Raw genomic sequence first — 24,061 nt, forward strand, 5'->3', positions numbered from 1 at the left:
ATCGGGCTCGCCAGGTGCATACGCGGTGCAACGCTTTCAAGTCCTCGCGCTGATACTGAGGCGTTTCGGCGAAGGCTTCCAGACGGCTTTCATCCTAGGGCGGGCGTCCGAGGACAAATGGCCGGCTGCCATTCGGTTGAGGGGCGGATCCCACAGCACCATTCGGATGAGCTTCTCGAACGTTAGGGGTAAACCCTATTCGGGATTGCCGGGATCGCATCCCTGCACCGGGACGCGCATACTCCTTTCAAACGAACGTTTGAATTCAACCCGATGCAAGAACTCAGATCCTCCACTACCCGCGAATCCATCCTGGACACCGCCGAAGCCCTGTTCGCGCAGCAAGGCCACGACGGCACGTCCATGCGCCAGATCACCGGCGCGGCGGGCGTCAACCTGGCGTCCGTGAATTACCACTTCGGCTCCAAGGAATCCCTGGTGCAGGCCGTGCTCAAGCGACGCCTGGAAATCCTGAACCGCGAACGGCTGCGCCTGCTCGATGAACTCGAGGCCCAGGCCGACGGCAAGCCGCTCAAGCCTTCGCAGATCGTCGACGCCTTCTTCGGCACGCTGCTGCGCCTGGCGGCCGACCCCGGCCAGGCCGGCAGCACTTTCCTGCCGCTGCTCGAACGCACCATGACGGACCCGTCCGACTTCATTCGTGCGCTGTTCGCCGAGGAATACGCCGACGTGCTCGAGCGCTACCGCAACGCGCTGTTCGCCGCTCTGCCCGACGTGCCGCGCGCCGAAATCGTGTGGCGCTTTCAATTCATGCTGGGCGCAACCTCCTACGCCATCATCGGCACCGACCTGCTGCGGTCGGTAACGGGCTGGACGCTGGACGAAGCCGAGCAACCCGACAACCCCGGCCTGCTGCTGCCCCGCCTGATGAGCTTTCTGCTCGGCGGGCTGCGCGCGCCCTTGCCGCCGCACTGCGCCACCCAGGTCTGACGCGCGCGGCAGGTCCACCAGAACATAGAGAAAGGAGACAAGGAAATGAACGCAGTCATCGTCGCGCTGGTCGTCATCGCGCTCCTGGTTGCCGTCCTGTTGGGCGTGCGCCCGATCAGGCGGGCCTTGCTGTCGGCCCCCATCTTCAATCTCTACCGCAAGGTGCTGCCGCAGATGTCGGACACCGAACGCGATGCGCTGGAAGCCGGCACGGTCTGGTGGGAAGGCGAACTGTTCCGCGGCCGCCCCGACTGGAGCCGCCTGCTGGCCTATCCGCGTCCGCGGCTGACGGCGGAAGAACAGAGCTTCCTGGACAACCAGGCCGAAGAGGCCTGCCGCATGGTCAACGACTGGAGCGTCACGCAAGAGCGTTTCGACCTGCCCGCCGACGTCTGGACCTACCTGAAGCGCAGCGGCTTTTTGGGCATGATCATCCCCAAGGAATACGGCGGTCTGGCGTTCTCGGCCTATGCCCATTCCGAAATCGTCACCAAGCTGTCGACGCGCTCGTCGGCGCTGGCCGTGTCCGTCATGGTGCCCAACTCGCTCGGCCCGGCCGAGCTGCTGCTGCACTACGGCACCGACGAACAGAAGAACCACTACCTGCCGCGCCTGGCGCGCGGCGACGACGTGCCCGCCTTCGCGCTGACCAGCCCCTGGGCCGGGTCCGATGCCGCCGCCATCCCCGACAGCGGCATCGTCTGCAAGGGCGAATGGCAGGGCCGCGAAGTCATCGGCATGCGGGTCAGCTGGGACAAGCGCTACATCACGCTGGCGCCGGTCTGCACGCTGCTGGGCCTGGCGTTCCGCCTGTATGACCCGGACGGCCTGCTGGGCAACAAGAAAGACCTGGGCATCACCTGCGCGCTGGTGCCGCACGACCATCCCGGCGTGGACACCGGCCGCCGCCACTTCCCGCTGAACGCCATGTTCATGAACGGCCCCACCCGCGGCCAGGACGTGTTCATGCCGCTGGACTTCATCATCGGCGGCCCGGCCATGGCCGGCCAGGGCTGGCGCATGCTGATGGAATGCCTGGCCGCCGGTCGCTCGATCTCGCTGCCGTCGTCCAACACCGGCATGTCCAAGCTGACGGCGCGCGCCGTGGGCGCCTATGCCCGCGTGCGCAGCCAGTTCCGCACCCCGGTGGGCAAGTTCGAAGGCGTGGAAGAAGCGCTGGCCCGCATCGGCGGCCACACCTACATGATGGACGCCGCCCGCAGCATGACGGCGGGCGCGGTGGATCTGGGCGAAAAGCCGTCGGTCGTATCGGCCATCGTCAAATACCACGTCACCGAACGCGCGCGCCAGGTCGTCAACGACGGCATGGACGTGATCGGCGGCAAGGGCATCTGCCTGGGGCCGTCCAACTTCCTGGGCCGCGCCTATCAGCAGATTCCCATTGGCATCACCGTCGAAGGCGCCAACATCCTGACCCGCAGCCTGATCATCTTCGGCCAGGGCGCGATCCGCTGCCATCCCTATGTGCTGGCCGAGATGCAGGCGGCCCAGTTGCCTGACCGCAAGCAGGGCCTGCACGACTTCGACCGCGCCTTCTGGGGCCATGTCGGTTTCGTGACACGCAACAAACTGCGCGCGCTGGGCACGTCCCTGACCGGCGGCCGCTGGGTCGGCGTCAATGCCGACGTGGCGCCCGAGATGAAGCGCTACTACCAGTTGCTCAGCCGTTATTCCGCCGCCTTCGCCCTGCTGGCCGACACCTCGATGCTGGTGCTGGGCGGCAGCCTGAAGCGCCGCGAGCGCCTGTCAGCGCGCCTGGGCGACATCCTGTCGCAGATGTACCTGATCAGCGCCACGCTCAAGCGCTTCGAAGACGAAGGCCGTCAGGCCAGCGACGCGCCGCTGGCTCACTGGTCGATCCAGGACGCGCTGTTCCGGCTGCAGGATGCCTTTGAAGGCGTGCTGGAAAACTACCCGAACCGCCTGGTGGCCTGGAGCCTGCGCCGCATCGTCTTCCCGTGGGGCCATGCGCAATCGCTGCCGTCCGACCAGTTGGGCCAGGACGTGGCGCAGCTGCTGATCAACCCGGGCGCCGCCCGCGACCGCCTGACCGCGGGCTGCCACCTGCCCGCCACCGCCGACGAACCGGTAGGCGCCATCGAACTGGCGCTGGCCGCCACGCTGGAGGCCGAACCCATCGAATCGAAGATCCGCGCCTTCGAGAAAAGCGGCGCGCTGGAAGGCAATCCGCAGGCCAATGTGCGCGACCTGGCCGACGCCGCATTTGCCGCCGGCGGCATCACCGCCGAAGAATATGCGGTGGTCAAGCGCCGCAACACCTTGCGCGATACCGTGGTGAAAGTGGATGATTTCCCCTTTGACTTCGGCATCACTGGCGCGGTCAAGCCCGCCGCCGAACGCAAAGCGGCCTGAACCAGGGAGGGATCGGATGGCATTCAAACCGGTATACGTGGTCGACGGCGCCCGCACGCCCTTCCTGAAGGCGCGCACGGGCCCCGGCCCGTTTTCGGCCGGCGACCTGGCCGTGCAGGCCGGCCGCGGCCTGCTGCTGCGCCAACCCTACGCGCCCACGGACCTGGACGAGGTCATCGTGGGTTGCGCCGCGCCTTCGCCCGACGAAATCAACATCGGCCGCGTCATCGCGCTGCGGCTGGGCTGCGGGGACAAGGTGCCCGGCTGGACCGTGATGCGCAACTGCGCCTCGGGCATGCAGGCGCTGGATTCGGCCATCGCCAACATCCAGACCGGCCGCTCGCAACTGGTGCTGGCCGGCGGCGTCGACGCCCTGTCGCGCGCGCCGTTGCTGTTTTCCGACAACATGGCGCGCTGGCTGGCGGGCTGGTATGCGGCGCGTGGCATGGGCGCCAAGCTGGCCGCGCTGCGCCGCCTGCGCCTGCGCGACCTGGCGCCGGTGATCGGCCTGCTCAAGGGGCTGACGGACCCGGTGGTGGGCCTGTCCATGGGCCAGACCGCCGAGAATGTCGCCACCCGCTTCGGCATCAGCCGCCAGGCCATGGACGCCTATTCGGCGCAAAGCCACGCCCGCGCGCTGGCCGGCCGCGCCCATGGCGCCTTCGCCGAGATCGCGCCGCTGATCGACACCCAGGGCAAGGCCTACCCCGACGATGACGGCGTGCGCGAAGACTCCACGCCCGAAAAACTCGCCAAGCTCAAGCCTGTGTTCGACAAGCCCTGGGGCAACATCACCGCCGGCAACAGCTCGCAGGTGACCGACGGCGCCGCGATGCTGGTGCTGGCGTCCGAAGAAGCCGTGCAGCGCTGGAACCTGCAACCGCTGGGCCGCATTCTGGACAGCCAGTGGGCCGGCCTGGACCCCGCGCAGATGGGCCTGGGCCCGGTGCACGCGGCCACGCCCATCCTGCAACGCCACGGATTGGGCCTGAATGACCTGGACTTGTGGGAAATCAACGAGGCCTTCGCCGCCCAGGTGCTAGGCTGCCTGGCGGCCTGGCAAGACGACGCCTACTGCCAGGAACACTTCGGCACCCCCGCCTGGGGCGCACTGGACCCTGCCCGCCTGAACGTGGACGGGGGCGCCATCGCCATCGGCCACCCGGTGGGCGCATCCGGCGCCCGCATCGTGCTGCACCTGCTGGACGCGCTCAAGCGCCGCGGCGCCAAACGCGGCATGGCCGCGATCTGCATCGGCGGTGGCATGGGCGGCGCGATGCTGGTCGAAACACTGAATGGGGACCGCCAATGACCGCTCTGGAATCGCTTTCGCACTGGCGCCTGGAGCGCGACGCCGACGGCCTGGCGTGGCTGATCTTCGACCGCGCCGGCAGCGCGGTCAATGCCTTGTCGGCCGACACCATGGCCGAGCTGGCCACGGTGCTGGACGCGCTGGACGCCCAGCCGCCCAAGGGCCTGGTGATCCGCTCGGGCAAGTCGTCGGGCTTCATCGTGGGCGCCGACGTCAATGAATTCGCCGAACTCACCACCCCGGAACAAGGCCGGGCGCTGGTGGCGCGCGGCTGGAACCTGTTCAACCGCCTGGCCGCGGTGCGCTACCCGACGCTGGCCCTGATCCAGGGCCACTGCCTGGGCGGCGGCCTGGAACTGGCGCTGGCCTGCCGCTACCGGCTGGTCGAGGACGCGCCCGGCGCCTCGCTGGCACTGCCCGAAGTGATGCTGGGCATCTTCCCCGGCTGGGGCGGCATGCTGCGCCTGGCCGAAGTCATCGGCGCGCCCGCCGCGCTGGACATGATGCTGACCGGCCGCGGCGCCGACGCGCGCCGCGCGGCCGCGCTGGGCCTGGTCGATGCCCGCGTGCCGCCGCGTCTGCTGCTGGCCGCGGCGCGCGCCACCGTGCTGTCGGGCAAGCCGCCGCGCCGCGCGCGCGGCCTGGGCGCCTGGCTGAACCGCTGGCCGCTCAAGGCCGTGGCCGCCAACCGCGCCCGCAAGCAGATCGCCGCCAAGGATCCGCAGCGCCACTACCCGGCCGCACCAGCCATCGTCGACATCTGGGAAAAACAGGGCGGCAACGCCTTGCAGGCGCCGCAACTCATCGACGGCATCATCGCGTCCGACACCGCCCGCAACCTGCTGCGCGTGTTCCGCCTGCAGGAACGCCTGAAGGCCAATGGCCGCCAGCCCGGCGTGGCGCCCGTGCGCCACGTCCACGTGGTGGGTGCCGGCGTGATGGGCGGCGACATCGCCGCCTGGTGCGCCCTGAAAGGCATGACCGTCACGTTGCAGGACCAGGACCTGGCCCGCATCGCCCCCGCCATCAAGCGCGCCGCGACGCTGTTCTCGCGCCGCCTGAAAGACCCGCGCGCGGCCCGCGCCGCCTTCGACCGGCTCGTGCCCGACCCCGCGGGCGGCGGCGTGCCGCTGGCCGACCTGGTCATCGAGGCCATCAGCGAACAGCCCGAGGCCAAGCGCGGCCTCTACCAGACGCTGGAACCGCGCATGAAGGCCGACGCGCTGCTGGCCACCAACACGTCCAGCCTGTCGCTTGAAACGCTGCGCGTCGGCCTCTCCCATCCCGAACGCCTGGTGGGCATCCACTTCTTCAACCCCGTGGCCAAGATGCCGCTGGTGGAAGTGGTGCACGCCGATGGCATCGCCGCCGCCACGCTGGCCCGTGCCTGCGCCTTTGTCGGTCAGATCGGCAAGCTGGCGCTGCCCGTCAAGAGCGCGCCCGGTTTCCTGGTCAACGCCGTGCTGGCGCCGTATATGCTGCAAGCCATGCGCAGCGTCGACGAAGGCCTGTCGCCCGCGACGGTCGACGCGGCCATGGTCGCGTTCGGCATGCCGATGGGGCCGCTGGAACTGGCCGACACCGTGGGCCTGGACATCGCCCGCGCGGCGGGGCAGGAACTGGCTGGCGGGGCCGAGCCGCCGCGCTGCCTGGCCGAACGGCTGGCGCGCGGCGACCTGGGCAAGAAAAGCGGCCGCGGCTTCTATGAATGGCGCGACGGCAAGCCGGTCAAGGACAAGGCCGGCGGCCCGCCCGCACCGGCAGGCCTGGCCGAACGCCTGATCCAGCCGCTGATCGACGCCACCCGCGAACGGGTCGATTCCGGCGTGGTGGCCGATGCCGACCTGGCCGACGCGGGCGTGATTTTTGGAACCGGGTTCGCACCGTTCACGGGCGGACCCCTGCATTACCGGAGCAGTCGCAGTACGTAGCACAGCAGACAACCGGCCAAGGACCCTTTACCCCTGAGCCGAATAGACCGGGACACGAGACCGGCAGTGCCATAGAGACACACTCATCCAACACGAGGAGGCAGTACCATGAGCAGACGTTCATTGTCCCTGAGCACCCTGTCGGCCATTGTGGTCGGTCTGGGCGCGACCAGCGCCGCCCACGGCGCCGGCTTTCAGCTCCTTGAGCAGAATGCCAGCGGCCTGGGCAACGCCTACGCGGGCTCGGCGGCAAATCCGGAAAACGCCAGCATCATCTACTACAACCCGGCAGGCATGACCTACCTGCCCGGCATCAACGTCTCGGGCGGGGTCAACCTGATCAAGCCCTCGTTCAAGTTCTCGGACAACGGCAACAGCCGCAACCCCACGGCGCTGGGCGGCACCCGCCCCACCGGCGGCGACGGCGGCGATGCCGGCAACCTGGGCGTCGTGCCCAACCTGTACGGCTCGTGGCAACTGAGCGAAAAGTGGTTCGTCGGTCTGGGCGTCGGCGCCCCCTTCGGCCTGATGACCGAATACGACAAGGGCTGGGACGGCCAATACCACTCGAACAAGTTCGAGATCAAGACGATCAACATCAATCCGTCGGTCGCCTACAAGGTCAACGACAAGTTCTCGATGGGCTTCGGCGTGAACTGGCAGCACATCGACGCCACCTACAAGAAGAAGACGGTCGTGCCCGTGGCCCTGCCCGGCGGCCGCACGGTCTTCACCAACGGTGATGCCGACCTGAACCTGAAGGGCGACGCGTGGGGCTGGAACGTGGGCTTCATGCTGCAACCCACCGAAGACACCCGCATCGGCCTGTCGTACCGTTCCAAGATCAAGCACACCGCCAAGGGCGACACCGACATCGACAACATCGGCCCCACCGGCCAGTCGGTATCGTTCGACGCCAAGGCCTCGGTCGACCTGCCCGACACCCTGATCCTCAGCGCCACCCACCAGCTCAACGAGAAATGGGAATTGCTGGGCGACATCTCGTGGACGGGCTGGAGCAGCATTCCCGACCTGAAGATCCGCAACTCGGGCACCGGCGCGCGCGATGACGACCTGCCGCTGAACTTCCGCGACACCTGGCGCATCGCCGTGGGTACGTCGTACAAGTTCGCGCCCGACTGGAAGTGGAAATTCGGCCTGGCCTACGACCAGTCGCCGGTCCACAAGGCCGAAGACCGCCCGACCTCGCTGCCCGACAACGACCGCTACTGGTTCTCGACGGGCGTGCAGTGGGCTGCCACCAAGAGCACGACGATCGACCTGGGCTACACCTATCTGTACCTGCGCAAGACGGACATCGACACCACGTCCGGCAACCAGCTGACCAAGGGCCGCGTCGCGGGCACCTATGACAGCAGCGGCCATATCTTCGGCCTGCAACTGTCGTCCCGCTTCTAGCCTTGCCTAGGGCGGCGGGCGGGCCGGTCCCGCCTGCCGCCTGCATTTTCAGGAGACTTCCTTGAGCAAGTTCGTCGTCAAACACGTCGCCGTGCTGGGTGCCGGCGTCATGGGCGCGCAGATCGCCGCCCACCTGGCCAATGCCGGCGTGCCCGTCACGCTGTTCGACCTGGCCGCGCCCGAAGGCGACCGCAACGGCATCGTCAAGAAAGCGCTGGCCGGCCTGAAGAAACTCGAGCCCGCACCGCTGGCCGGCGCCGCCCGCCTGGCCCTCATCACGCCGGCCAACTACGACGACCACATCGAGCGCCTGCGCGACTGCGACCTGATCATCGAAGCGATCGCCGAGCGCATGGACTGGAAAACCGCGCTGTACGAGCGCATCGCGTCCCACGTCGCCCCCGGCGCCATCATCGCGTCCAACACGTCCGGCCTGTCGATCGACGCGCTGGCCAACGCCTTGCCCGCCACGCTGCGCGAACGCTTCTGCGGCATCCATTTCTTCAATCCGCCCCGCTACATGCGGCTGGTGGAAATCATTGCCACCTCGCACACCCAGCCCGCCGTGCTGGACGAGCTGGAAACGTGGCTCACGTCCACGCTGGGCAAGGGCGTCATCCGCGCGCTGGACACGCCCAACTTCGTGGCCAACCGGATCGGCGTGTTCTCGATCCTGGCTGCCATCCACCATACGCAGCGCCTGGGCCTGGGCTTTGACGAAGTCGACGCCCTGACCGGCCCCAGGATCGGCCGCCCCAAGAGCGCCACCTACCGCACCGCCGACGTGGTGGGCCTGGACACGCTGGCCCACGTGATCGGCACCATGGACAAGGGCCTGCCCGACGACCCGTGGCACCGCTATTTCACCCCGCCCGCCTGGCTGTCCGCGCTGATTTCCAAGGGTGCGCTGGGCCAGAAGAGCGGCGCCGGCGTCTACCGCAAGGCGGGCCGCGACATCCTGGTGCTGGACCTGAAAGCGCAAGACTACCGGCCCAGCGCCGGCAAGCTGGCCGACGAAGTCGCGGCCCTGCTCAAGGAACGCGATCCGGCCAAGCGCTTTGCCGCGCTGCGCGCCAGCAGCCACCCGCAGGCCCAGTTCCTCTGGAGCCTGTTCCGCGACATCTTCCACTACAGCGCCGTGCAGCTGGGCCAGGTGGCCGACAATGCACGCGACGTGGACCTGGCGATGCGCTGGGGCTTCGGCTGGGCCCAGGGCCCGTTCGAAACCTGGCAGGCCGCCGGCTGGCAGGACATCGCCCGCGCCGTGGCCGACGACATCAAGGCCGGCCATGCCATGAGCGACGCACCGCTGCCGGCCTGGGCCCTCGAACCCGACCGCAAGGGCGTGCACACGCCTGAAGGCTCGTATTCCGCGCGCAGCGGCACGCTGCATCCGCGCTCGACGCTGCCGGTGTACCAGCGTCAGCTGTTCCCCGAACGCGTGTTCGGCGAAGGGGCCGACGATCGCGGCGTCACCGTCTGGGAAAACGAAGGCGTGCGCTTGTGGAACCTGCCCGAGGTGGATGCCGGCATCGCCATCCTGTCGGTCACGTCCAAGAACCACACGCTGGGCGCCGAGGTGCTCGAAGGCATCCTGCAATCGGTCGCCCGGGCCGAACGCGACTTCGACGGCCTGGTGATCTGGCATGACGCCCCCTTCGCCGTGGGCGCCAACCTGCAACAGGTGTCCGAAGCCTGCGCCGCGGGCCAATGGGACATGCTGGAAGCCACCGTCGAGAAATTCCAGCGCACCTCGCAATCGTTCAAGTACGCGCAAATCCCCACCGTGGCGGCCGTGCAGGGCATGGCGCTCGGCGGCGGTTGCGAATTCCTGATGCACGCCTCGCACCGCGTGCTGGCGCTGGAAAGCTACATCGGCCTGGTCGAGGCCGGCGTGGGCCTGATCCCGGCCGGCGGCGGCAGCAAGGAATTCGCCGGCCGCGCAGCCGCCCTGGCCGCCAGGACAGCCACGCCCGGCGAGGTCTTCCCCTACCTGCAACCGGTGTTCCAGACCATCGCCATGGCACAGGTCGCCAAAAGCGCGCGCGAGGCCGTCGACGCCGGCTTTGCCCGCGAACACGACATCGTGCTGTTCCACCCCGGCGAACTGCTGTTCGTGGCCATCGGCCAGGCCCGCGCCGCGGCCACCGCCGGCTACGTGCCGCCGCCGCGCCTGAAGGACATCCCCGTGGCCGGCCGCAACGGCATCGCCAACTTCGAGATGGTGCTGGTCAACATGCGCGAAGGCGGCATGATCAGCGCGCATGACTACCGCGTGGCGCGCAGCGCGGCCGTGGCCCTGTGCGGCGGCGAAGTCGAGACCGGCGCGAAGGTGGACGAAGAGTGGCTGCTGGCGGTCGAGCGCAAGGAATTCGTGGCGCTGCTGCGCACGCCTGAAACCCAGGCGCGCATCCGCCACACGCTGGACACCGGCAAGCCCCTGCGAAATTGAGGAATTGACATGAGCAAGCAGATTCAAGAGGCCTACATCGTCGCCGCGACGCGCCTGCCGGTGGGCAAGCGCAACGGCGCCTACGCCACCACCCGGCCGGACGACCTGCTGGCCGCCGCCCTGCAAGGCGTGCTGGCCCAGACGCCGTGGCTGGACGCCACCAGGATCGACGACGTCATCACCGGCTGCGCCATGCCGGAAGCCGAGCAAGGTATGAACGTGGCGCGCATCGGGCTGCTGCTGGCGGGGCTGCCGCAAAGCGTGGCCGGCGTCACCGTCAACCGCTTCTGCGCGTCCGGCCTGCAAGCGGTGGCTGATGCCGCCGCCCGCATCCGCACCGGCGAAGCCGACATCATGATCGGCTCGGGCACCGAGTCCATGAGCGCCATGCCGCAGATCATGGGCAACAAGGTGTCGCTGAACCCGGCCATCTTCTCGCACCCCGAGAACATCGGCATGGCCTTCGGCATGGGCCTGACCGGCGAAAAGGTCGCCGAGCAATGGAAGGTGTCGCGCGAAGACCAGGACACCTTCGCCCTGGCCTCGCAGCAGAAGGCCAGCGCCGCCATCGCCGCCGGCCACTTCCGCGCCGAGACCACGCCGTTTGAAGTCGTGACCCGCCTGCCGGGCGGGGCCGACGGCAACGTGCGCGAAACCCGCCGCCTGGTCGAAGTGGACGAAGGCCCGCGCCCGGACAGCACCGCCGAGGCGCTGGCGCGCCTGAAGCCGGTGTTTGCCGCGCGCGGCAGCGTCACGGCCGGCAACAGCTCGCAGATGTCCGACGGCGCCGCGGCCGTGGTGCTGGTATCCGAGCGCGTGCTGCGCGAGTTCAACCTCAGCCCGCTGGCGCGCTTTGTCGGCTTCGCCGTGGCCGGCGTGCCGCCCGAAGTGATGGGCATCGGCCCCATGGCCGCCATCCCCAAGGTGCTGACCCGCGCCGGCATCCGCCAGGAAGACCTGGACTGGATCGAACTGAACGAAGCCTTCGCCGCGCAGTCGCTGGCGGTGATCCGCGAACTCAAGCTCGACCCGGCCAAGGTCAACCCGCTGGGCGGCGCCATCGCGCTGGGCCATCCGCTGGGCGCCACCGGCGCGATCCGCACCGCCACGTTGACCCACGGCCTGCGCCGCACCGGCGGCAAGTACGGGCTGGTGACCATGTGCATCGGCACCGGCATGGGCGCGGCCGGGCTGTTCGAGGCCCTGTAAGCCGGTGAAGCCCTATTGGTTCAAACGGCTATCGCCAGCCTGGCGCGCGCGCCTGATGCGAGTGGGATTCAACCTGCATCCGGCGTTTCGCGCCACTGGCGGCCGGGTGTTGCACGTGTCGCCGGATTTCCAGCACATCCGCATCAAGCTGCCGCTGCTGCGGCGCACGCGCAACATCGTGGGCTCCATGTACGGCGGCTCGCTGTTCGCGGTGACCGACGGCGCCCATCCCACCATGCTGATGGCCGCGCTGGGCGCGGACCACATCGTGTGGGACAAGGCGGCGTCCATCCGCTACCGCAAGCCCGCCTACACCACGCTGTACGTGGACTTCCGGCTGCCACCGGGAGAAATCGCGGACATACGCAGGATTCTTGCGCAGGACCACGAGACCACCCGGACGTACACCGTGGAATTGAAGGACAAGGACGGCGTCGTCTACGCCGTCGTGGAACGCACGATCTACATCGCCGACAAGAAGTACTACAAGCAGAAAACGACTGGAGGAGACACATGCGTTGCATCCCTGGAGGGCGAGCCACCGCCCTGAGCCTTATCCTGGCCGCCTGCCTGGCAGGCGCCCCGGCGCTGGCCGCCGACATGGAAGTGGCCGGCGTGCGCGTGCCGGAGCAACTGTCCGACGGCGGCCACACGCTGGTGCTGAACGGCGCGGGTCTACGCACCAAGTTCGTGGTCAAGGTCTACGTAGCGGCGCTGTACGCCAGCGCCAAGAGCCAGGACGCCGCGACCTTGATCAACAGCAACGAACCGCGCCGCATGCGGCTGCAACTCTTGCGCGATGTCGACAGCAAGAGCCTGGACGCCGCATTGCAGGACGGATTGAATGACAATACCCACAAAGCGGAACGCGCCGCCCTGCAGGTGCACGCCGACCGCCTGTCGGCGCTGATGGCCGAGATCGGCTCGGCCCGTGAAGGCGATGTCATCGACCTGGATTTCGATGCGCGCGGCGTCACGGTCACCGACAACGGCAAGCAACGCGGCCGCATCGATGACCCCGCTTTCGCCCGCGCGCTGCTGCGAGTCTGGCTGGGCGACAACCCGGCGCAGTCTTCCCTGAAGAAAGCCCTACTGGGGACTCCGTAAAGATGGAACGAATCTGGCAAAAGAGCTACCCGCCCGGCGTGCCCGCGGAGATCGACCTGGACCCGACGACCACGCTGGTGTCGATCGCCCGTGACAGCTGCCGGCGGTTCGCCGACAAGACCGCGTACCTCAGCATGGGCAAGTCGCTGTCCTATGCCGAACTGGACCGACTGGCCCGCGACTTCGCCGCCTGGCTGCATGCCAATGGCTTGCGCAAGGGCGACCGCGTGGCGTTGATGATGCCCAACCTGCTGCAGTATCCGGTCTGCCTGTTCGGCGCGCTGCGCGCCGGCTGCATCGTGGTCAATTGCAACCCGCTGTACACGGCGCATGAACTGGAGCATCAACTGGCCGACTCGGGCGCGCGCGCCATCGTGGTGGCCGACAACTTCGCCGCCACGCTGCAAAAGGCCTTGCCCAACACCGCGATCGAACGCGTATTGGTCACCTCCATCGGCGAACTGCTGGGCCCCGTCAAGGGCCGGCTGGTCGACTTCGTGGTGCGCCGTGTGAAACGCATGGTGCCCGCCTGGTCCATCCCCAACGCGCTGCGGCTGGGCGACGCGCTGCGCGCCGGCCACGATGCGCCGTTCAGCGAAGTGGCCTTGACGCAGGACGACCTGGCCTGCCTGCAATACACGGGCGGCACCACCGGCGTGGCCAAGGCGGCCATGCTCACGCACGGCAACCTGGCGGCCAACGTCACCCAGGCCTATACGTGGGTACGCCCGCTGGTCAAGGAAGGGCAGGAATGCATCGTCACCGCGCTGCCGCTCTACCATATCTTCGCGTTGACGGCGAACTGCCTGACCTTCATGAAGATCGGCGCCAGCAACCTGCTCATCATCAATCCGCGCGACATTCCCGGGCTGGTCAAGGAAATGGCCAAGGTGCCGTTCAGCGCCTTCACGGGCGTGAACACGCTGTTCAACGCGCTGCTGAACAACCCTGAATTCGCCAAGCTGGATTTTTCACGGCTGCGCCTGACAATGGGCGGTGGCATGGCCGTGCAGCGCGCCGTGGCAGACCGCTGGCTGGCCGTCACCGGCAAGTCACTGGCGCAGGCCTATGGCCTGACCGAAACCTCCCCGGCCGTCACCATCAACCCGCTGGACGTGCAGGTGTTCACCGGGTCCATCGGCCTGCCGGTGCCGTCCACCGATCTTTCCATCCGCAACGACGACGGCCAGGAACTGGCGGTGGGCGAAACGGGCGAGATCTGCGTGCGCGGCCCGCAGGTCACGCAGGGCTACTGGAACCGGCCCGACGAGACCGCGCTGGTGATGACCCCCGACGGCTTCCTGCGTACCGGCGACATCGGCTATGTCGACGAAACCGGCTACGTCTACCTGATCGACCGCAAGAAAGACATGATCCTGGTGTCGGGCTTCAACGTCTATCCCAACGAAGTCGAGGACGTGGCCGCGCTGCACCCCGGCGTGCGCGAGGTGGCGGCCATCGGCGTGCCCGACGAACGCTCGGGCGAGGCCGTCAAGCTGTACGTGATCCGCAAGGACCCCAGCCTGGACGCCGAGACGCTGATCGCGCATTGCCGCAGCCAGCTGACCGGCTACAAGGTGCCGCGCTACATCGAGTTTCGCGACGACTTGCCGCGCACCAACGTGGGCAAGATCCTGCGGCGCGAGCTCAAGCCGGCCGCCCAGCCGCAGAAGGACACGGCCGGCGCCTAGCCGCCGGCGCGGGTGCCGTCGCCAGGCCGCGGCCTGGCGACGGCCCTGTCACCACTGCCCGAAGAACACTCCGGCGCGCTTGTGCGCGTTGGTGCCGCGTTCGACCGCGTCGTCGGCCATCGTGGTGCGGCGCTTGCCGCGCAGCATCCAGTCCAGCAGGCGCTGGCGCAATTGCGCGCGCACGGCGGCGTGGGCGCTGCTGGTGCCCAGGTCCTGGAACTCATCGGGGTCCGCGTGCAGGTCGTACAGTTGCTCCGGCTCGTCCAGCCAATGCACGTAGCGCCAGCGGTCCGTGCGCACGGACCAGGCGCGCGCGTTCTGCGGCGTCTTGCCGCGCAGCAGCCGTGCCTGGCGAAAGCTGTAGTCCAGTTCCGAGAACACGCAGTCGCGCCACGGCTCGTCGGCCGCACGGCCGTGCAGCACGGACTGCAATTCGCGCCCTTCCAGGCGGTGCCAGGGCCGTTCCACGTCCAGCGCGCGCAGCACCGTCGGCACCAGGTCCACGCTTTCCACCATGTCGGCCAGCGCCTGGCCGCGGGTGGCATCGGCCGCGGCCGACGGGTCCATCACGATGAACGGCACCCGCTGCACGGTGTCGTAGAACAGTTCCTTTTCGCCCAGCCAATGGTCGCCCAGGAAATCGCCGTGGTCGGCCGTGAACACGATCAGCGTGTTCTGCATCAACCCGGCGCCTTCCATGTAGTCGAACAGCCGGCCCAGGTGATCGTCCAGCTGGCGGATCAAGCCCTGGTAGGCGGGCCGCACCACCCGCACGCACTCGTCGGTCGAAAAACTGACGCTTTCCTCGTGCTGGCGATAGGCCGCCACCACGGGATGCGCGTTGACCCGTTCCTCACGGTTGCGGCGTACCGGCAGGCATTGGTCCGCCGTGTAGCGCGCATGGTAAGGCGCCGGCGCCATGTAGGGCCAATGCGGCTTCACGTAGCTCAGATGCAGCACCCAGGGCCGGTCGCCACGGCCCTTCATGAAATCCAGCGCCTGGTCGGTCATGTAGGCCGTTTCGGAATGCGGCTCGGCCACACGCGCCGGCAGATGCACGTTGCGCATGTTCCAGCCGCTGGCCACGCGGCCCTGGGCGTCGACCCCGGCGATGACGTAGTCCGTCCAGGGGTCGGGGCTGTCGTAGCCCAGGCCACGCAGGAAGGCGGGGTAGCCGCTTTCCTTGCCAGGTTCGTGATGGCCGTCGTAGCGGTCCGCTTCGATGAAGCCGCCGCGCGACAGCAGCGCGCCCAGTTCCGAACCGCCGTCGATGGACAGGCGCTCCATGCCGGCCCGGTCGGCAATGACGTGAGTCTTGCCCGCCAGCACCAGGTCACGCCCCTGGCCGTTCAGGTACTCGCCCAGCGTGATCTCGTTGATGGACAGCGGCACCCGGTTCCAGGTGGCGCCATGGCGCGACGGGTAGCGGCCCGTGTAGTAACTCATCCGCGACGGCCCGCACACGCCGGAATTGACGAATGCCCGATCAAAGCGCGCGCCGCGCGCCGCCAGCGCATCCAGGCTGGGGGTTTGCAGGTAGGGATGGCCATAACAGCTCAGGTGGTCTGCCCGCAGCTGGTCGGCCATGATGAACAACACATTCTGCACCGTGCTCATCGGGGTCCGCTCCTATTGGGTGGCCGTGAAGCCGGAAGCCCGCACCACCGGCTCCCATTGCTTGCGGTAGGCGTCCAGTTCGCCCGTGGTGGCGGCGACATCGGCGGACACGGGTTCCAGGTACGACTCGCGCACCGCTTGCTGCATGGCCGGTTCGCGCATCAGCGCGGCGATATCCACGCCCAGGCGCTCGGCCTTGGCCGGCGCCATTGACGACGACGCGAAGAACGCATTCCAGCCGTCGGCCGCCAGGTTCACCCCCGCTTCACGAAAGGTCGGCACGTCGGCCAGGTCGGCGTCGCGCGCGTCGCCCGAGGTCGCCAGGATGCGGATCTTGCCGGCGCGATGCTGCGGCAGCAGCGTATCCAGCGTGTCGACCGCCTGCGGCAGGATGCCGCCGATCAACTCGGAAATCAGCGGCGCGGAGCCCCGGTAGCCGACCACCTCGGGCTCTTGCCCGATCTCGCGGCCCAGCATCAGTGCAAAGAAATGCGGCAGGCTGCCGGTGGCCGGCACGCCCACCGTGAACTGGCGCGGATGTTCCTGCAGCCACTGGCGCAATCCCGCCACGTCGCGGATGGACGAGCTGGCCGGCACCGCCAGCGCGAACTTGTAGCGGCTGACCAGCGACACGGGCTTGAAATCACGGCGCGCGTCGTAGCCGGGTTCGGCGTAGACCAGCGGCGCCACCACCATCACCGCGGGATTGGCCAGCATCAGCACATTCTGGCGGGCTGCCAGGGCATGCAGCCCCTGGGCCGCGATGCGCCCGCCGGCGCCGGTCTTGTTTTCCACCACCACCGTCACGCCCAGGCGGTCTTTCAGGCGGTCGGCCACCAGCCGCGCGATGCGGTCGGAACTGCCGCCGGGCGGGTAGCCCACCACGATGGTCAGGGCGCCGTCCAGCGGCGCGGACTGGGCACAGGCCGGAGCGGCGGCAACCGCCGCAAACGCCGCGAACGCGGCGCCGGATATCCATTTACGCACGGTAATCTCCTTGACGACAGCGGCCCCGCTGTCGGTTATGGTTCTTGTAGTGTCAGCCGGCCCGTAGACAGGCGAGACGACTGTAGCGCCGTGACGATTGCTTGATCTAATCCAGTACCTGGCATAACGATATGACCCCTCGAGAACCCGTCGAACACCCACTGGCCGAGATGCTGATGTACCGGCTCTACCAGGCCTGGTCGCAATCGAACCCTGTTTTCGTGCGCCTGTGCGAGGGCCGCTTCGGCATCACCCGGCGCGAATGGCGCCTGTTGGCCTGTGCGGTGGAAGGCGGCATCATGACGTCGGCTGAGCTGGCGGCCGCCGCCAAGCTGGACCTGGCGCGCACCTCGCGCACGCTGGGTGCGCTGTGCGAAAAAGGCTGGCTGCGGCGGCTGCCCGACAGCGCCGACCGCCGCGTGGTGCGCATCGAGGCCACCGAACACGGCCTGAACCGCTACCGCGCCCTGCTGCCCGAGGTGCTGCATTTGAACGACCTGCTGGTGCAGGACCTGGACGCCGCCGAAGTCGCGCAATTGCGCGACCTGCTCGCCCGCATCGAGCAGCGCGGCCGCCGCATGGCGCAAGACAACATCGTGGCCGAGAAGGCCAGCCGGCGCGAAGGCGGAACGCGGCGCGCGCAATACACCTGACGGCGCGGGGCGCCTTTATTTTTTAGGGGTTTCCTTGATACGCTTGGCCGGCCTGTCTCTTACGGACCTGCCATGCCCGGCGACAAACCGAATCCCGTTTTCCGCTATTTCGAGAACCTGGTCGACCCTTTCCGCGACGCGCCCGACGTCACGCCCCCGGGGCGGGTGCTGCGGTTCTATGCCTATTACCTGCTGCAGGTCTGGCCGATCTTTGCCGTACTGCTGCTGGTGGGCCTGGGCGGCGCCCTGGTGGAAGTGGCGCTGTTCAGCTTCCTGGCCGACCTGGTGGACATGGCGCAGCACACGGCGCCGGCCGACTTCTTCCGCGAACATGCCTACACGCTGGCGTGGATGGCCTTCGTGGTGATGGTGCTGCGGCCCCTGTCCATCGGACTGCACGACCTGCTGTCGCACCAGACGATCTCGCCCAGCCTGACCACGCTGGTGCGCTGGCAGAACCACCGCTACGTGCTGAACCAGGGCCTGGCCTTCTTTCACAACGACTTCGCCGGCCGCGTCGCCAACCGGGTGCTGCAAACCGGCTATTCGCTGCGCGATTCCGCCGTGCAGTCGGTGGACGCCCTGTGGCACGTGATCCTGTACGCGGCCAGCGCGCTGTACCTGTTCGCCGAGGCCGACTGGCGCCTGGTGGTTCCGCTGGTGCTGTGGATCGCCATCTACTGCTGCATGCTGGCCTACTTCGTGCCGCGCATGCAGGCGCGCGCGGTGATCGCCTCGGAAGCCCGTTCCAAGCTGATGGGCCGCATCGTCGATGGCTACACCAATATTTCCACCCTCAAGCTGTTCGCGCATACTCGCCAGGAAGAGGACTACGCTCGCCAGGCCATGACCGAGCAGACGGAAAAGCAGCGCCTGTCGACCCGCGTCATCACGGCGATGGACGTGTCCATCAATACGCTCAACGGCGTACTGATCGTCAGCACCGCCGGGCTGGCGCTGTGGCTCTGGAGCATAGGCAGCATCAGCCTGGGCGCCATCACGCTGGCCCTGGGCCTGGTGATCCGCATCAACAACATGTCGGCCTGGATCATGTGGGAGGTCAACGGCATTTCCGAAAACGTCGGCATGGTGCAGGACGGCCTGGCCACCATCTCGCAGCCGCGCCAGGTGCTGGACGCGCCCGATGCACAGCCGCTGCGCATCACGCAGGGTGAGGTGCGCTTTGACGACATGTCGTTCCACTACGGCAGCGGCCGCGAGATCATTTCGCATCTAGACCTGACGGTGCGCGCGGGCGAGAAGATCGGCCTGATCGGTCCGTCCGGCGCCGGCAAGTCCACCCTGGTCAACGTGCTGCTGCGCCTGTATGACCTGGAAGGCGGCCGCATCCTGATCGACGGCCAGGACATCGCCCGCGTCACCCAGGCCAGCCTGCGCTCGCAGATCGGCGTGGTCACGCAGGACACCTCATTGCTGCACCGATCCATCCGCGACAACCTGCTGTATGGCCGGCCCGACGCCACCGAAGCCCAGTTGCGGGACGCCATCCGCCGCGCCCGCGCCGACGAATTCATTGGCGCCCTGGTCGACGGCGATGGCCGCCGCGGCCTGGACGCGCACGTCGGCGAACGGGGCGTGAAGCTGTCGGGCGGCCAGCGCCAGCGCATCGCCATTGCCCGCGTGCTGCTCAAGGATGCGCCCATCCTGATCCTGGACGAGGCCACCTCGGCGCTGGATTCCGAGGTCGAAGCCGCCATCCAGGAAAGCCTGGAAACGCTGATGCGGGGCAAGACCGTCATCGCCATCGCGCACCGCCTGTCCACCATTGCCCGCATGGACCGGCTGGTGGTGCTGGACCACGGCAAGATCGTCGAATCCGGCACCCACGCCGGCCTGGTCGCCGAGGGCGGGCTGTACGCACGGCTCTGGAGCCACCAGACAGGCGGCTTCGTGGGGCTGGATTGAACCTGCCCGGCCAGGGCCGCGCAGGGCCGAGGCCTTGGGGATAACCTGTACGTACAGCATGTACGTACAGGTGTACACTGTCGGTTTTCAACCCCGACAGACGCGCGTACGAACGTCTGCGCCCCAGAATATCCCTCCTGGAGACTCCGATTGTGACGACCGAATCCACCCGCTCGCCTTTCTTTGGCACGATGCAGAAAATCCCCGGCGGCCTGATGCTGGTGCCGCTGATCCTGGGCTCGCTGATCGGCACCTTCGCGCCCGACGCGCTGGCCATCGGCGGCTTCACCACCGCGCTGTTCAAGAACAGCGCCCTGCCCCTGATCGCCCTGTTGATCTTCGCCACCGGCACCCAGGTCAACACCCGCACCGGCGGCCCGATCCTGGCCACCGCCGGCACCATCCTGCTGATGAAGACGCTGGTGCCCGCCACCCTCATCATCATCCTGGGCAGCTACGTGGGCCTGGACGGTGTACTGGGCGTGTCCATCCTGGCAATGCTGGCCGCGTTCGACAACAGCAACGGCGGCTTGTGGCTGGCCTACACGGGCCAGTACGGCGATGCCCGCGATCGCGGCGCCTATGTGGCCAGCGCGGTCAATGACGGCCCCTTCTTCAGCCTGCTGTTCCTGGGTGCCTCGGGCCTGGCCGACATTCCGATGATCGCCCTGGTGGCGGCGCTGGTGCCCTTCCTGCTGGGCGTGGTGGTCGGCAACCTGGACCCCAAGTGGCGCGACGTGCTCAAGCCCGTGCCCAACATCGTGATCCCGTTCTTCGCCTTCGCGCTGGGTACCGGCATCAACCTGGGCGCCGTGGTCAGCGGCGGCATCAGCGGCCTGATCCTGGGCCTGATCATCAGCCCCATCACCGGCGGCCTGGTCTACCTGGGCTATCGCCTGATCCTGCGCCGCGGCGGCAAAAGCGGCCTGGGTTTCGCGGCCGGCACCACCGCCGGAAACGCCATCGCCACGCCCGCCGTGGTCGCGGCGGCGGACCCCAACTTCCAGCAGTACGTGTCGACCGCCACCGCGCAGGTCGCCGCCTGCGTGCTGATCAGTTCGATCCTGGCGCCGATCCTCGCTTCGTACTTCCTGAAGCGCGCCGGTGAACTCAAGTCCGAAGATGAAGGCGCCGCCGCGCCGGCCCCGGGCTTGCGCGAAGCGCGCGGAGAGGCTTTGTGAAACCCACGATCGCCATCGTCGCCGACGACCTGACCGGTTCGGGCGATACCGCCGTGCAGTTCGTGCGCGCCGGCTGGAACACGCACCTGTCGATCGACGGCGCCGACGCGGCCCTGGCCGGGCCGGCCTCGGATGATGTCGAGGTGCTGGCCGTCACCACGCACAGCCGCGCCCTGCCCGCCACCCAAGCCGGCGACGTGATCCGCCACGACGTCCAGCGGCTGCGCGCCGCGGGCGTGACGCGGCTGTACAAGAAAGTGGATTCCACGCTGCGCGGCGCATTCAAGGCCGAGATCGACGCGGCCCGCGGCGCCTGGCGCGACGACGCCATCGCGGTGATCTGCCCGGCGTTTCCCGCCACCGGCCGCACGCTGGAAGACGGCGTGCTCAAGGTCAACGGCAAGCCGGTCACCGAAACGTCTGCCGCCACCGACCCGGTCACCCCCGTCACCGAAAGCCATGTGCCCACGCTGCTGGGTTGCGCCCACGTCGCGGCAAAAGGCGATGAAACGCCCGAATCGTTGGCCGCCCGCATCGAACAGGCCGGCCACACCGTGGTGGTGGATGCTCGCGACGACGCTGACCTGGAACGCCTGGCCCGCGCCATTGCTTTGCTGGGCGACCGCGCGCTGCCCGTGGGCGCGGGCGGCCTGGCCGTGCCGCTGGCCCGCGTCTGGGCCGGCGCCGACCAGAGCGCCGCGGTGGTCGTGGTGGTGACCTCGCAACACAGCGCCGCGCGCGCCCAGGCGGCCGCGTTGCAGGCGGCCGGTGCACACACCTGGGCGCCTGGCTTGGCGGCGCTTGCCGACGACGCCGCCTGGCAGGCCTGGAGCCAACCGCTGCTGGACGCCCACGCCCAGGACGGCGCGCGCCAGGCCGGCACCCTGTTGCTGCTGGCCCCTGAAGGCCAGCGCGACGGGCTCGATTCCGAAACCGTGGCCGAGCGCCTGGGCGCGCTGGCCGCCCAGGCCATCGGCGCCTCGCGCGCCGCGGGCGTGGTTGCCACCGGCGGCGACGGCGCGCGCCAGGTGTTGCTGGCGCTGGGCGCCAGCGGCATCGCCCTGGTGGATGAAGTGATGGGCGGCGTGCCCCTGGGCACGCTGACCGGGGGCACGGCCGCAGGCCTGCCCGTGGTGACCAAGGCCGGCGGCTTTGGCACCGAAGACGTACTGGTTCGCGCCGTCCGCGCGATCCGCGACAGGAGATTTTCGCGATGACACAAACCCCTCCCCGCAATCCGCCGCTGCTGGCCGTGACCCTGGGCGACGTGGCGGGCATCGGGCCCGAGATCACGGCCAAGATGCTGATGGGCCATGACGCGCTGCGCCAGAAGGCGCGCCTGGTGGTGGTCGGCGACGTGGACGTGATGGCCAACGCCGTGCGCCGCCTGGGCGGTGACCCCGCCATCGTACGCCGCGTGGAACGCCCCGCGGACGCCACCAACACGCCGGGCACGATCGAAGTGCTGCAAGCCGGCCCGTCGCTGGCCGACGTGAAGCTGGGCGAGATCAGCGCCGCGGCCGGCGACGGTTCGGTGCGCTTTGTCACCACCGCCTGCGCGCTGGCACGGGCCGGCGAGGTCGACGGCATCGTCACCGCGCCGCTGAACAAGGCCGCCATGCACGCCGCCGGCCACAAGTGGCCTGGCCACACCGAGTTGCTGGCCCATGAATTCGGCGTCAAGACCTTCTCGCTGGTGCTGTCGGCCGGCGACCTCTACATTTTCCACGCCACCACCCACGTGTCGCTGCGCCAGGCCATCGACGACCTGACGCCGGCCCGCATGCGCGCGGTGCTGCGCCTGGCCGGTTCGTTCGCCAAGGCCCTGGGGCGCGGCGACAAGCCCGTGGCCGTCTCCGGCCTGAACCCGCACGCCGGTGAAAACGGCATCTTCGGCAGCGAAGACGCCGACATCCTGGCCCCCGCCGTGGCCGAAGCCAACGCCGCCGGCATCCTGGCCGCCGGCCCGATTCCGGCCGACGCCCTGTTCCCGCAGGCCGTGCGCGGCAAATGGCAGTTCGTGATCGCCTGTTACCACGACCAGGGCCATGCGCCCTTCAAGGCCGTGTATGGCGATGACGGCGTTAACATCACCGTCGGCCTGCCGGTGGTGCGAGTGTCCGTGGACCACGGCACCGCGTTCGACATCGCGGGCCAGGGCATTGCCCGCGAAGACAGTCTGATCCTGGCCGCCGAGCGCGCCGCGCATCTGGCCCCGGGCTGGACGCATGTATGGGAAACTGCGCGGGCTCAAACAGGAGGTTGATTCCATGGCGCCCGCCACCGCTGACGATTTGCCCACGCTCGACCGCTCGGGCGACGTGCCGCTGCATGCCCAGATGGCCGCGCTGCTGCGCGGCGACATCCGCACCCGCAAGCTCGACGCCGGCGCCCTGCTACCCAGCGAGGCCGCGTTGTGCGAGCGTTTTGGCGTGGCGCGCAGCGTGGTGCGGCAGGCCTTGTCGGCGCTGGCGGCCGAAGGCCTGATCCAGCGCGAAGCCGGCCGCCCCGCCGTGGTGGCGGCGCCGCAGGAACATCGCCGGCTGGTGCAGCGGTCCACCGGCCTGTACGAGCAATTCGCCCAGTCCGGCGTGGCGCTCAAGACCCGCGTGCTGGCGTTCGGCGCGGGTGAGCCGCCCAAGGCCGTGGCCGATTTCTTCGGCACGGCCGACCTGCTGCTGCTGGAACGGCTGCGCCACGTGGCCGAGGCGCCACTGGCCTATGTGCGCACCTGGCTGCCCGCCGCCGCCGTGCCTGGCCTGCGCGGACAAGACCTGGCCGATGCCTCGCTGCATGGTGTGCTGACCCAGCGCTTCGGCCTGCGCCCCGGCGCGGGCCGCAACCAGATCCGCGCCGTCGCCGCCGACGCGACCTTGGCCAAGCTGCTGGACACCCAGTCCGGCACGCCGCTGCTCATGCTGGAAGGCCAGGGCATGGACCAGCACGGCCAGCCGCTGGAATGGTTCACCACCTGGCATCGGGCCGAAAAGCTGGTGTTCGACGTGGACGTGAGCGTGGCCCACGAAAGCGTACAACCGCGGTTGCAGGAAGGGTCCGACCCTATCGGGTCCCTCCATGCAGGGGGCGCCCATGCGGGGGCCGCCCGTGCGGGGTCAGCCACCCCGCCGACGCCTGGTGCAACGCCCGACCCGCTGGCCCGCGCCGAAGCCCTGGTGGCCGAGCTTTCCGCCGAACTGGCGCGACTGCGCGCCGACTCCTCGCCGCGCTGAC

The 24,061-nt window shown here is 68.6% G+C and carries 18 protein-coding genes; 16 read left to right on the forward strand and 2 right to left on the reverse strand.

The window, feature by feature from the left end; genetic code table 11:
- Nucleotides 1-273: 273 nt before the first annotated feature.
- The 10 genes from AC3WMR_RS20325 (at nt 274) to AC3WMR_RS20370 (ending at nt 14,466) form a co-directional block, all read left to right on the forward strand.
- Nucleotides 274-951, forward strand: a complete 678-nt coding sequence (locus tag AC3WMR_RS20325) for a TetR/AcrR family transcriptional regulator (RefSeq protein ID WP_492264585.1) — start codon at nt 274-276, stop codon at nt 949-951.
- A gap of 45 nt (nt 952-996) precedes the next feature.
- A complete protein-coding gene (locus tag AC3WMR_RS20330; RefSeq protein WP_492264584.1) occupies nt 997-3,345 on the forward strand; it encodes an acyl-CoA dehydrogenase in 2,349 nt (782 codons plus the stop codon).
- A 16-nt stretch (nt 3,346-3,361) separates the two neighbouring features.
- Nucleotides 3,362-4,657: an acetyl-CoA C-acetyltransferase gene (locus tag AC3WMR_RS20335; RefSeq protein ID WP_492264583.1), complete on the forward strand. Its 1,296-nt coding sequence runs from the start codon at nt 3,362-3,364 to the stop codon at nt 4,655-4,657.
- Nucleotides 4,654-6,588 carry a 3-hydroxyacyl-CoA dehydrogenase NAD-binding domain-containing protein gene (locus AC3WMR_RS20340; protein ID WP_492264582.1) on the forward strand — a complete coding sequence of 645 codons (1,935 nt, stop codon included), beginning with the start codon at nt 4,654-4,656 and terminating at the stop codon, nt 6,586-6,588. Before AC3WMR_RS20335 ends, AC3WMR_RS20340 begins: the two co-directional genes overlap by 4 nt.
- A 108-nt stretch (nt 6,589-6,696) precedes the next feature.
- A complete protein-coding gene (locus AC3WMR_RS20345) occupies nt 6,697-8,007 on the forward strand; it encodes an OmpP1/FadL family transporter (RefSeq protein WP_492264581.1) in 1,311 nt (436 codons plus the stop codon).
- A 61-nt stretch (nt 8,008-8,068) separates the two neighbouring features.
- The gene (locus AC3WMR_RS20350; protein ID WP_492264580.1) at nt 8,069-10,459 is read left to right on the forward strand and encodes a 3-hydroxyacyl-CoA dehydrogenase NAD-binding domain-containing protein; all 2,391 of its coding nucleotides are present in this window, start codon (nt 8,069-8,071) and stop codon (nt 10,457-10,459) included.
- Between the two features lie 9 nt (nt 10,460-10,468).
- Nucleotides 10,469-11,668, forward strand: coding sequence for an acetyl-CoA C-acyltransferase (locus AC3WMR_RS20355; RefSeq protein ID WP_492264579.1), 1,200 nt, complete (start codon nt 10,469-10,471; stop codon nt 11,666-11,668).
- A 4-nt stretch (nt 11,669-11,672) separates the two neighbouring features.
- The gene (locus AC3WMR_RS20360; protein ID WP_025140063.1) at nt 11,673-12,218 is read left to right on the forward strand and encodes a DUF4442 domain-containing protein; all 546 of its coding nucleotides are present in this window, start codon (nt 11,673-11,675) and stop codon (nt 12,216-12,218) included.
- Complete coding sequence (locus tag AC3WMR_RS20365) at nt 12,182-12,775, forward strand: chalcone isomerase family protein (RefSeq protein WP_492264578.1); 594 nt, start codon at nt 12,182-12,184, stop codon at nt 12,773-12,775. The genes AC3WMR_RS20360 and AC3WMR_RS20365 overlap by 37 nt, the downstream gene beginning before the upstream one ends.
- Nucleotides 12,776-12,777: 2 nt before the next feature.
- A complete protein-coding gene (locus tag AC3WMR_RS20370) occupies nt 12,778-14,466 on the forward strand; it encodes an AMP-binding protein (protein WP_492264577.1) in 1,689 nt (562 codons plus the stop codon).
- Between the two features lie 48 nt (nt 14,467-14,514).
- Here the strand turns inward: AC3WMR_RS20370 and AC3WMR_RS20375 are convergent, their stop codons facing one another.
- Both AC3WMR_RS20375 and AC3WMR_RS20380 read right to left on the reverse strand, forming a co-directional pair.
- The gene (locus AC3WMR_RS20375) at nt 14,515-16,083 is read right to left on the reverse strand and encodes a sulfatase-like hydrolase/transferase (RefSeq protein WP_492264576.1); all 1,569 of its coding nucleotides are present in this window, start codon (nt 16,081-16,083) and stop codon (nt 14,515-14,517) included.
- A 12-nt stretch (nt 16,084-16,095) separates the two neighbouring features.
- Nucleotides 16,096-17,058, reverse strand: coding sequence for a tripartite tricarboxylate transporter substrate-binding protein (locus AC3WMR_RS20380; RefSeq protein WP_492264759.1), 963 nt, complete (start codon nt 17,056-17,058; stop codon nt 16,096-16,098).
- Nucleotides 17,059-17,201: 143 nt separating this feature from the next.
- On the opposite strand from AC3WMR_RS20380, the gene AC3WMR_RS20385 reads away from it, so the two are divergent.
- The 6 genes from AC3WMR_RS20385 to AC3WMR_RS20410 all read left to right on the forward strand — a co-directional run bounded on the left by AC3WMR_RS20385 (nt 17,202) and on the right by AC3WMR_RS20410 (nt 24,060).
- Entirely contained in the window at nt 17,202-17,723 is a 522-nt protein-coding gene (locus AC3WMR_RS20385; RefSeq protein WP_175196610.1) for a MarR family winged helix-turn-helix transcriptional regulator, read from the forward strand.
- A gap of 72 nt (nt 17,724-17,795) precedes the next feature.
- Nucleotides 17,796-19,649 carry an ABC transporter ATP-binding protein gene (locus tag AC3WMR_RS20390; protein WP_492264575.1) on the forward strand — a complete coding sequence of 618 codons (1,854 nt, stop codon included), beginning with the start codon at nt 17,796-17,798 and terminating at the stop codon, nt 19,647-19,649.
- A gap of 152 nt (nt 19,650-19,801) precedes the next feature.
- Nucleotides 19,802-20,830 (forward strand): 2-keto-3-deoxygluconate permease, encoded by a 1,029-nt coding sequence (locus AC3WMR_RS20395; RefSeq protein ID WP_492264574.1) that lies wholly within the window; start codon nt 19,802-19,804, stop codon nt 20,828-20,830.
- Complete coding sequence (gene dtnK / locus AC3WMR_RS20400; RefSeq protein WP_492264573.1) at nt 20,827-22,047, forward strand: D-threonate kinase; 1,221 nt, start codon at nt 20,827-20,829, stop codon at nt 22,045-22,047. The genes AC3WMR_RS20395 and dtnK overlap by 4 nt, the downstream gene beginning before the upstream one ends.
- Nucleotides 22,044-23,096 (forward strand): 4-hydroxythreonine-4-phosphate dehydrogenase PdxA, encoded by a 1,053-nt coding sequence (pdxA, locus tag AC3WMR_RS20405; protein ID WP_492264572.1) that lies wholly within the window; start codon nt 22,044-22,046, stop codon nt 23,094-23,096. The genes dtnK and pdxA overlap by 4 nt, the downstream gene beginning before the upstream one ends.
- A gap of 4 nt (nt 23,097-23,100) precedes the next feature.
- Nucleotides 23,101-24,060: a GntR family transcriptional regulator gene (locus AC3WMR_RS20410; RefSeq protein ID WP_492264571.1), complete on the forward strand. Its 960-nt coding sequence runs from the start codon at nt 23,101-23,103 to the stop codon at nt 24,058-24,060.
- Nucleotide 24,061 lies beyond the last annotated feature (1 nt).

It is taken from the genome of Achromobacter sp. FW305-C-28 (assembly GCF_058783235.1).

Coding starts and splice junctions, on each gene's coding strand:
- AC3WMR_RS20335 (WP_492264583.1), top strand. CDS start 3,362: ATGGCATTCAAACCGGTATACGTGGTCGACGGCGCCCGCACGCCCTTC.
- AC3WMR_RS20370 (WP_492264577.1), top strand. CDS start 12,778: ATGGAACGAATCTGGCAAAAGAGCTACCCGCCCGGCGTGCCCGCGGAG.
- AC3WMR_RS20375 (WP_492264576.1), bottom strand. CDS start 16,083: ATGAGCACGGTGCAGAATGTGTTGTTCATCATGGCCGACCAGCTGCGG.
- AC3WMR_RS20385 (WP_175196610.1), top strand. CDS start 17,202: ATGACCCCTCGAGAACCCGTCGAACACCCACTGGCCGAGATGCTGATG.
- AC3WMR_RS20390 (WP_492264575.1), top strand. CDS start 17,796: ATGCCCGGCGACAAACCGAATCCCGTTTTCCGCTATTTCGAGAACCTG.
- AC3WMR_RS20365 (WP_492264578.1), top strand. CDS start 12,182: ATGCGTTGCATCCCTGGAGGGCGAGCCACCGCCCTGAGCCTTATCCTG.
- AC3WMR_RS20410 (WP_492264571.1), top strand. CDS start 23,101: ATGGCGCCCGCCACCGCTGACGATTTGCCCACGCTCGACCGCTCGGGC.
- AC3WMR_RS20340 (WP_492264582.1), top strand. CDS start 4,654: ATGACCGCTCTGGAATCGCTTTCGCACTGGCGCCTGGAGCGCGACGCC.
- AC3WMR_RS20330 (WP_492264584.1), top strand. CDS start 997: ATGAACGCAGTCATCGTCGCGCTGGTCGTCATCGCGCTCCTGGTTGCC.
- AC3WMR_RS20355 (WP_492264579.1), top strand. CDS start 10,469: ATGAGCAAGCAGATTCAAGAGGCCTACATCGTCGCCGCGACGCGCCTG.
- AC3WMR_RS20345 (WP_492264581.1), top strand. CDS start 6,697: ATGAGCAGACGTTCATTGTCCCTGAGCACCCTGTCGGCCATTGTGGTC.
- AC3WMR_RS20325 (WP_492264585.1), top strand. CDS start 274: ATGCAAGAACTCAGATCCTCCACTACCCGCGAATCCATCCTGGACACC.
- pdxA (WP_492264572.1), top strand. CDS start 22,044: ATGACACAAACCCCTCCCCGCAATCCGCCGCTGCTGGCCGTGACCCTG.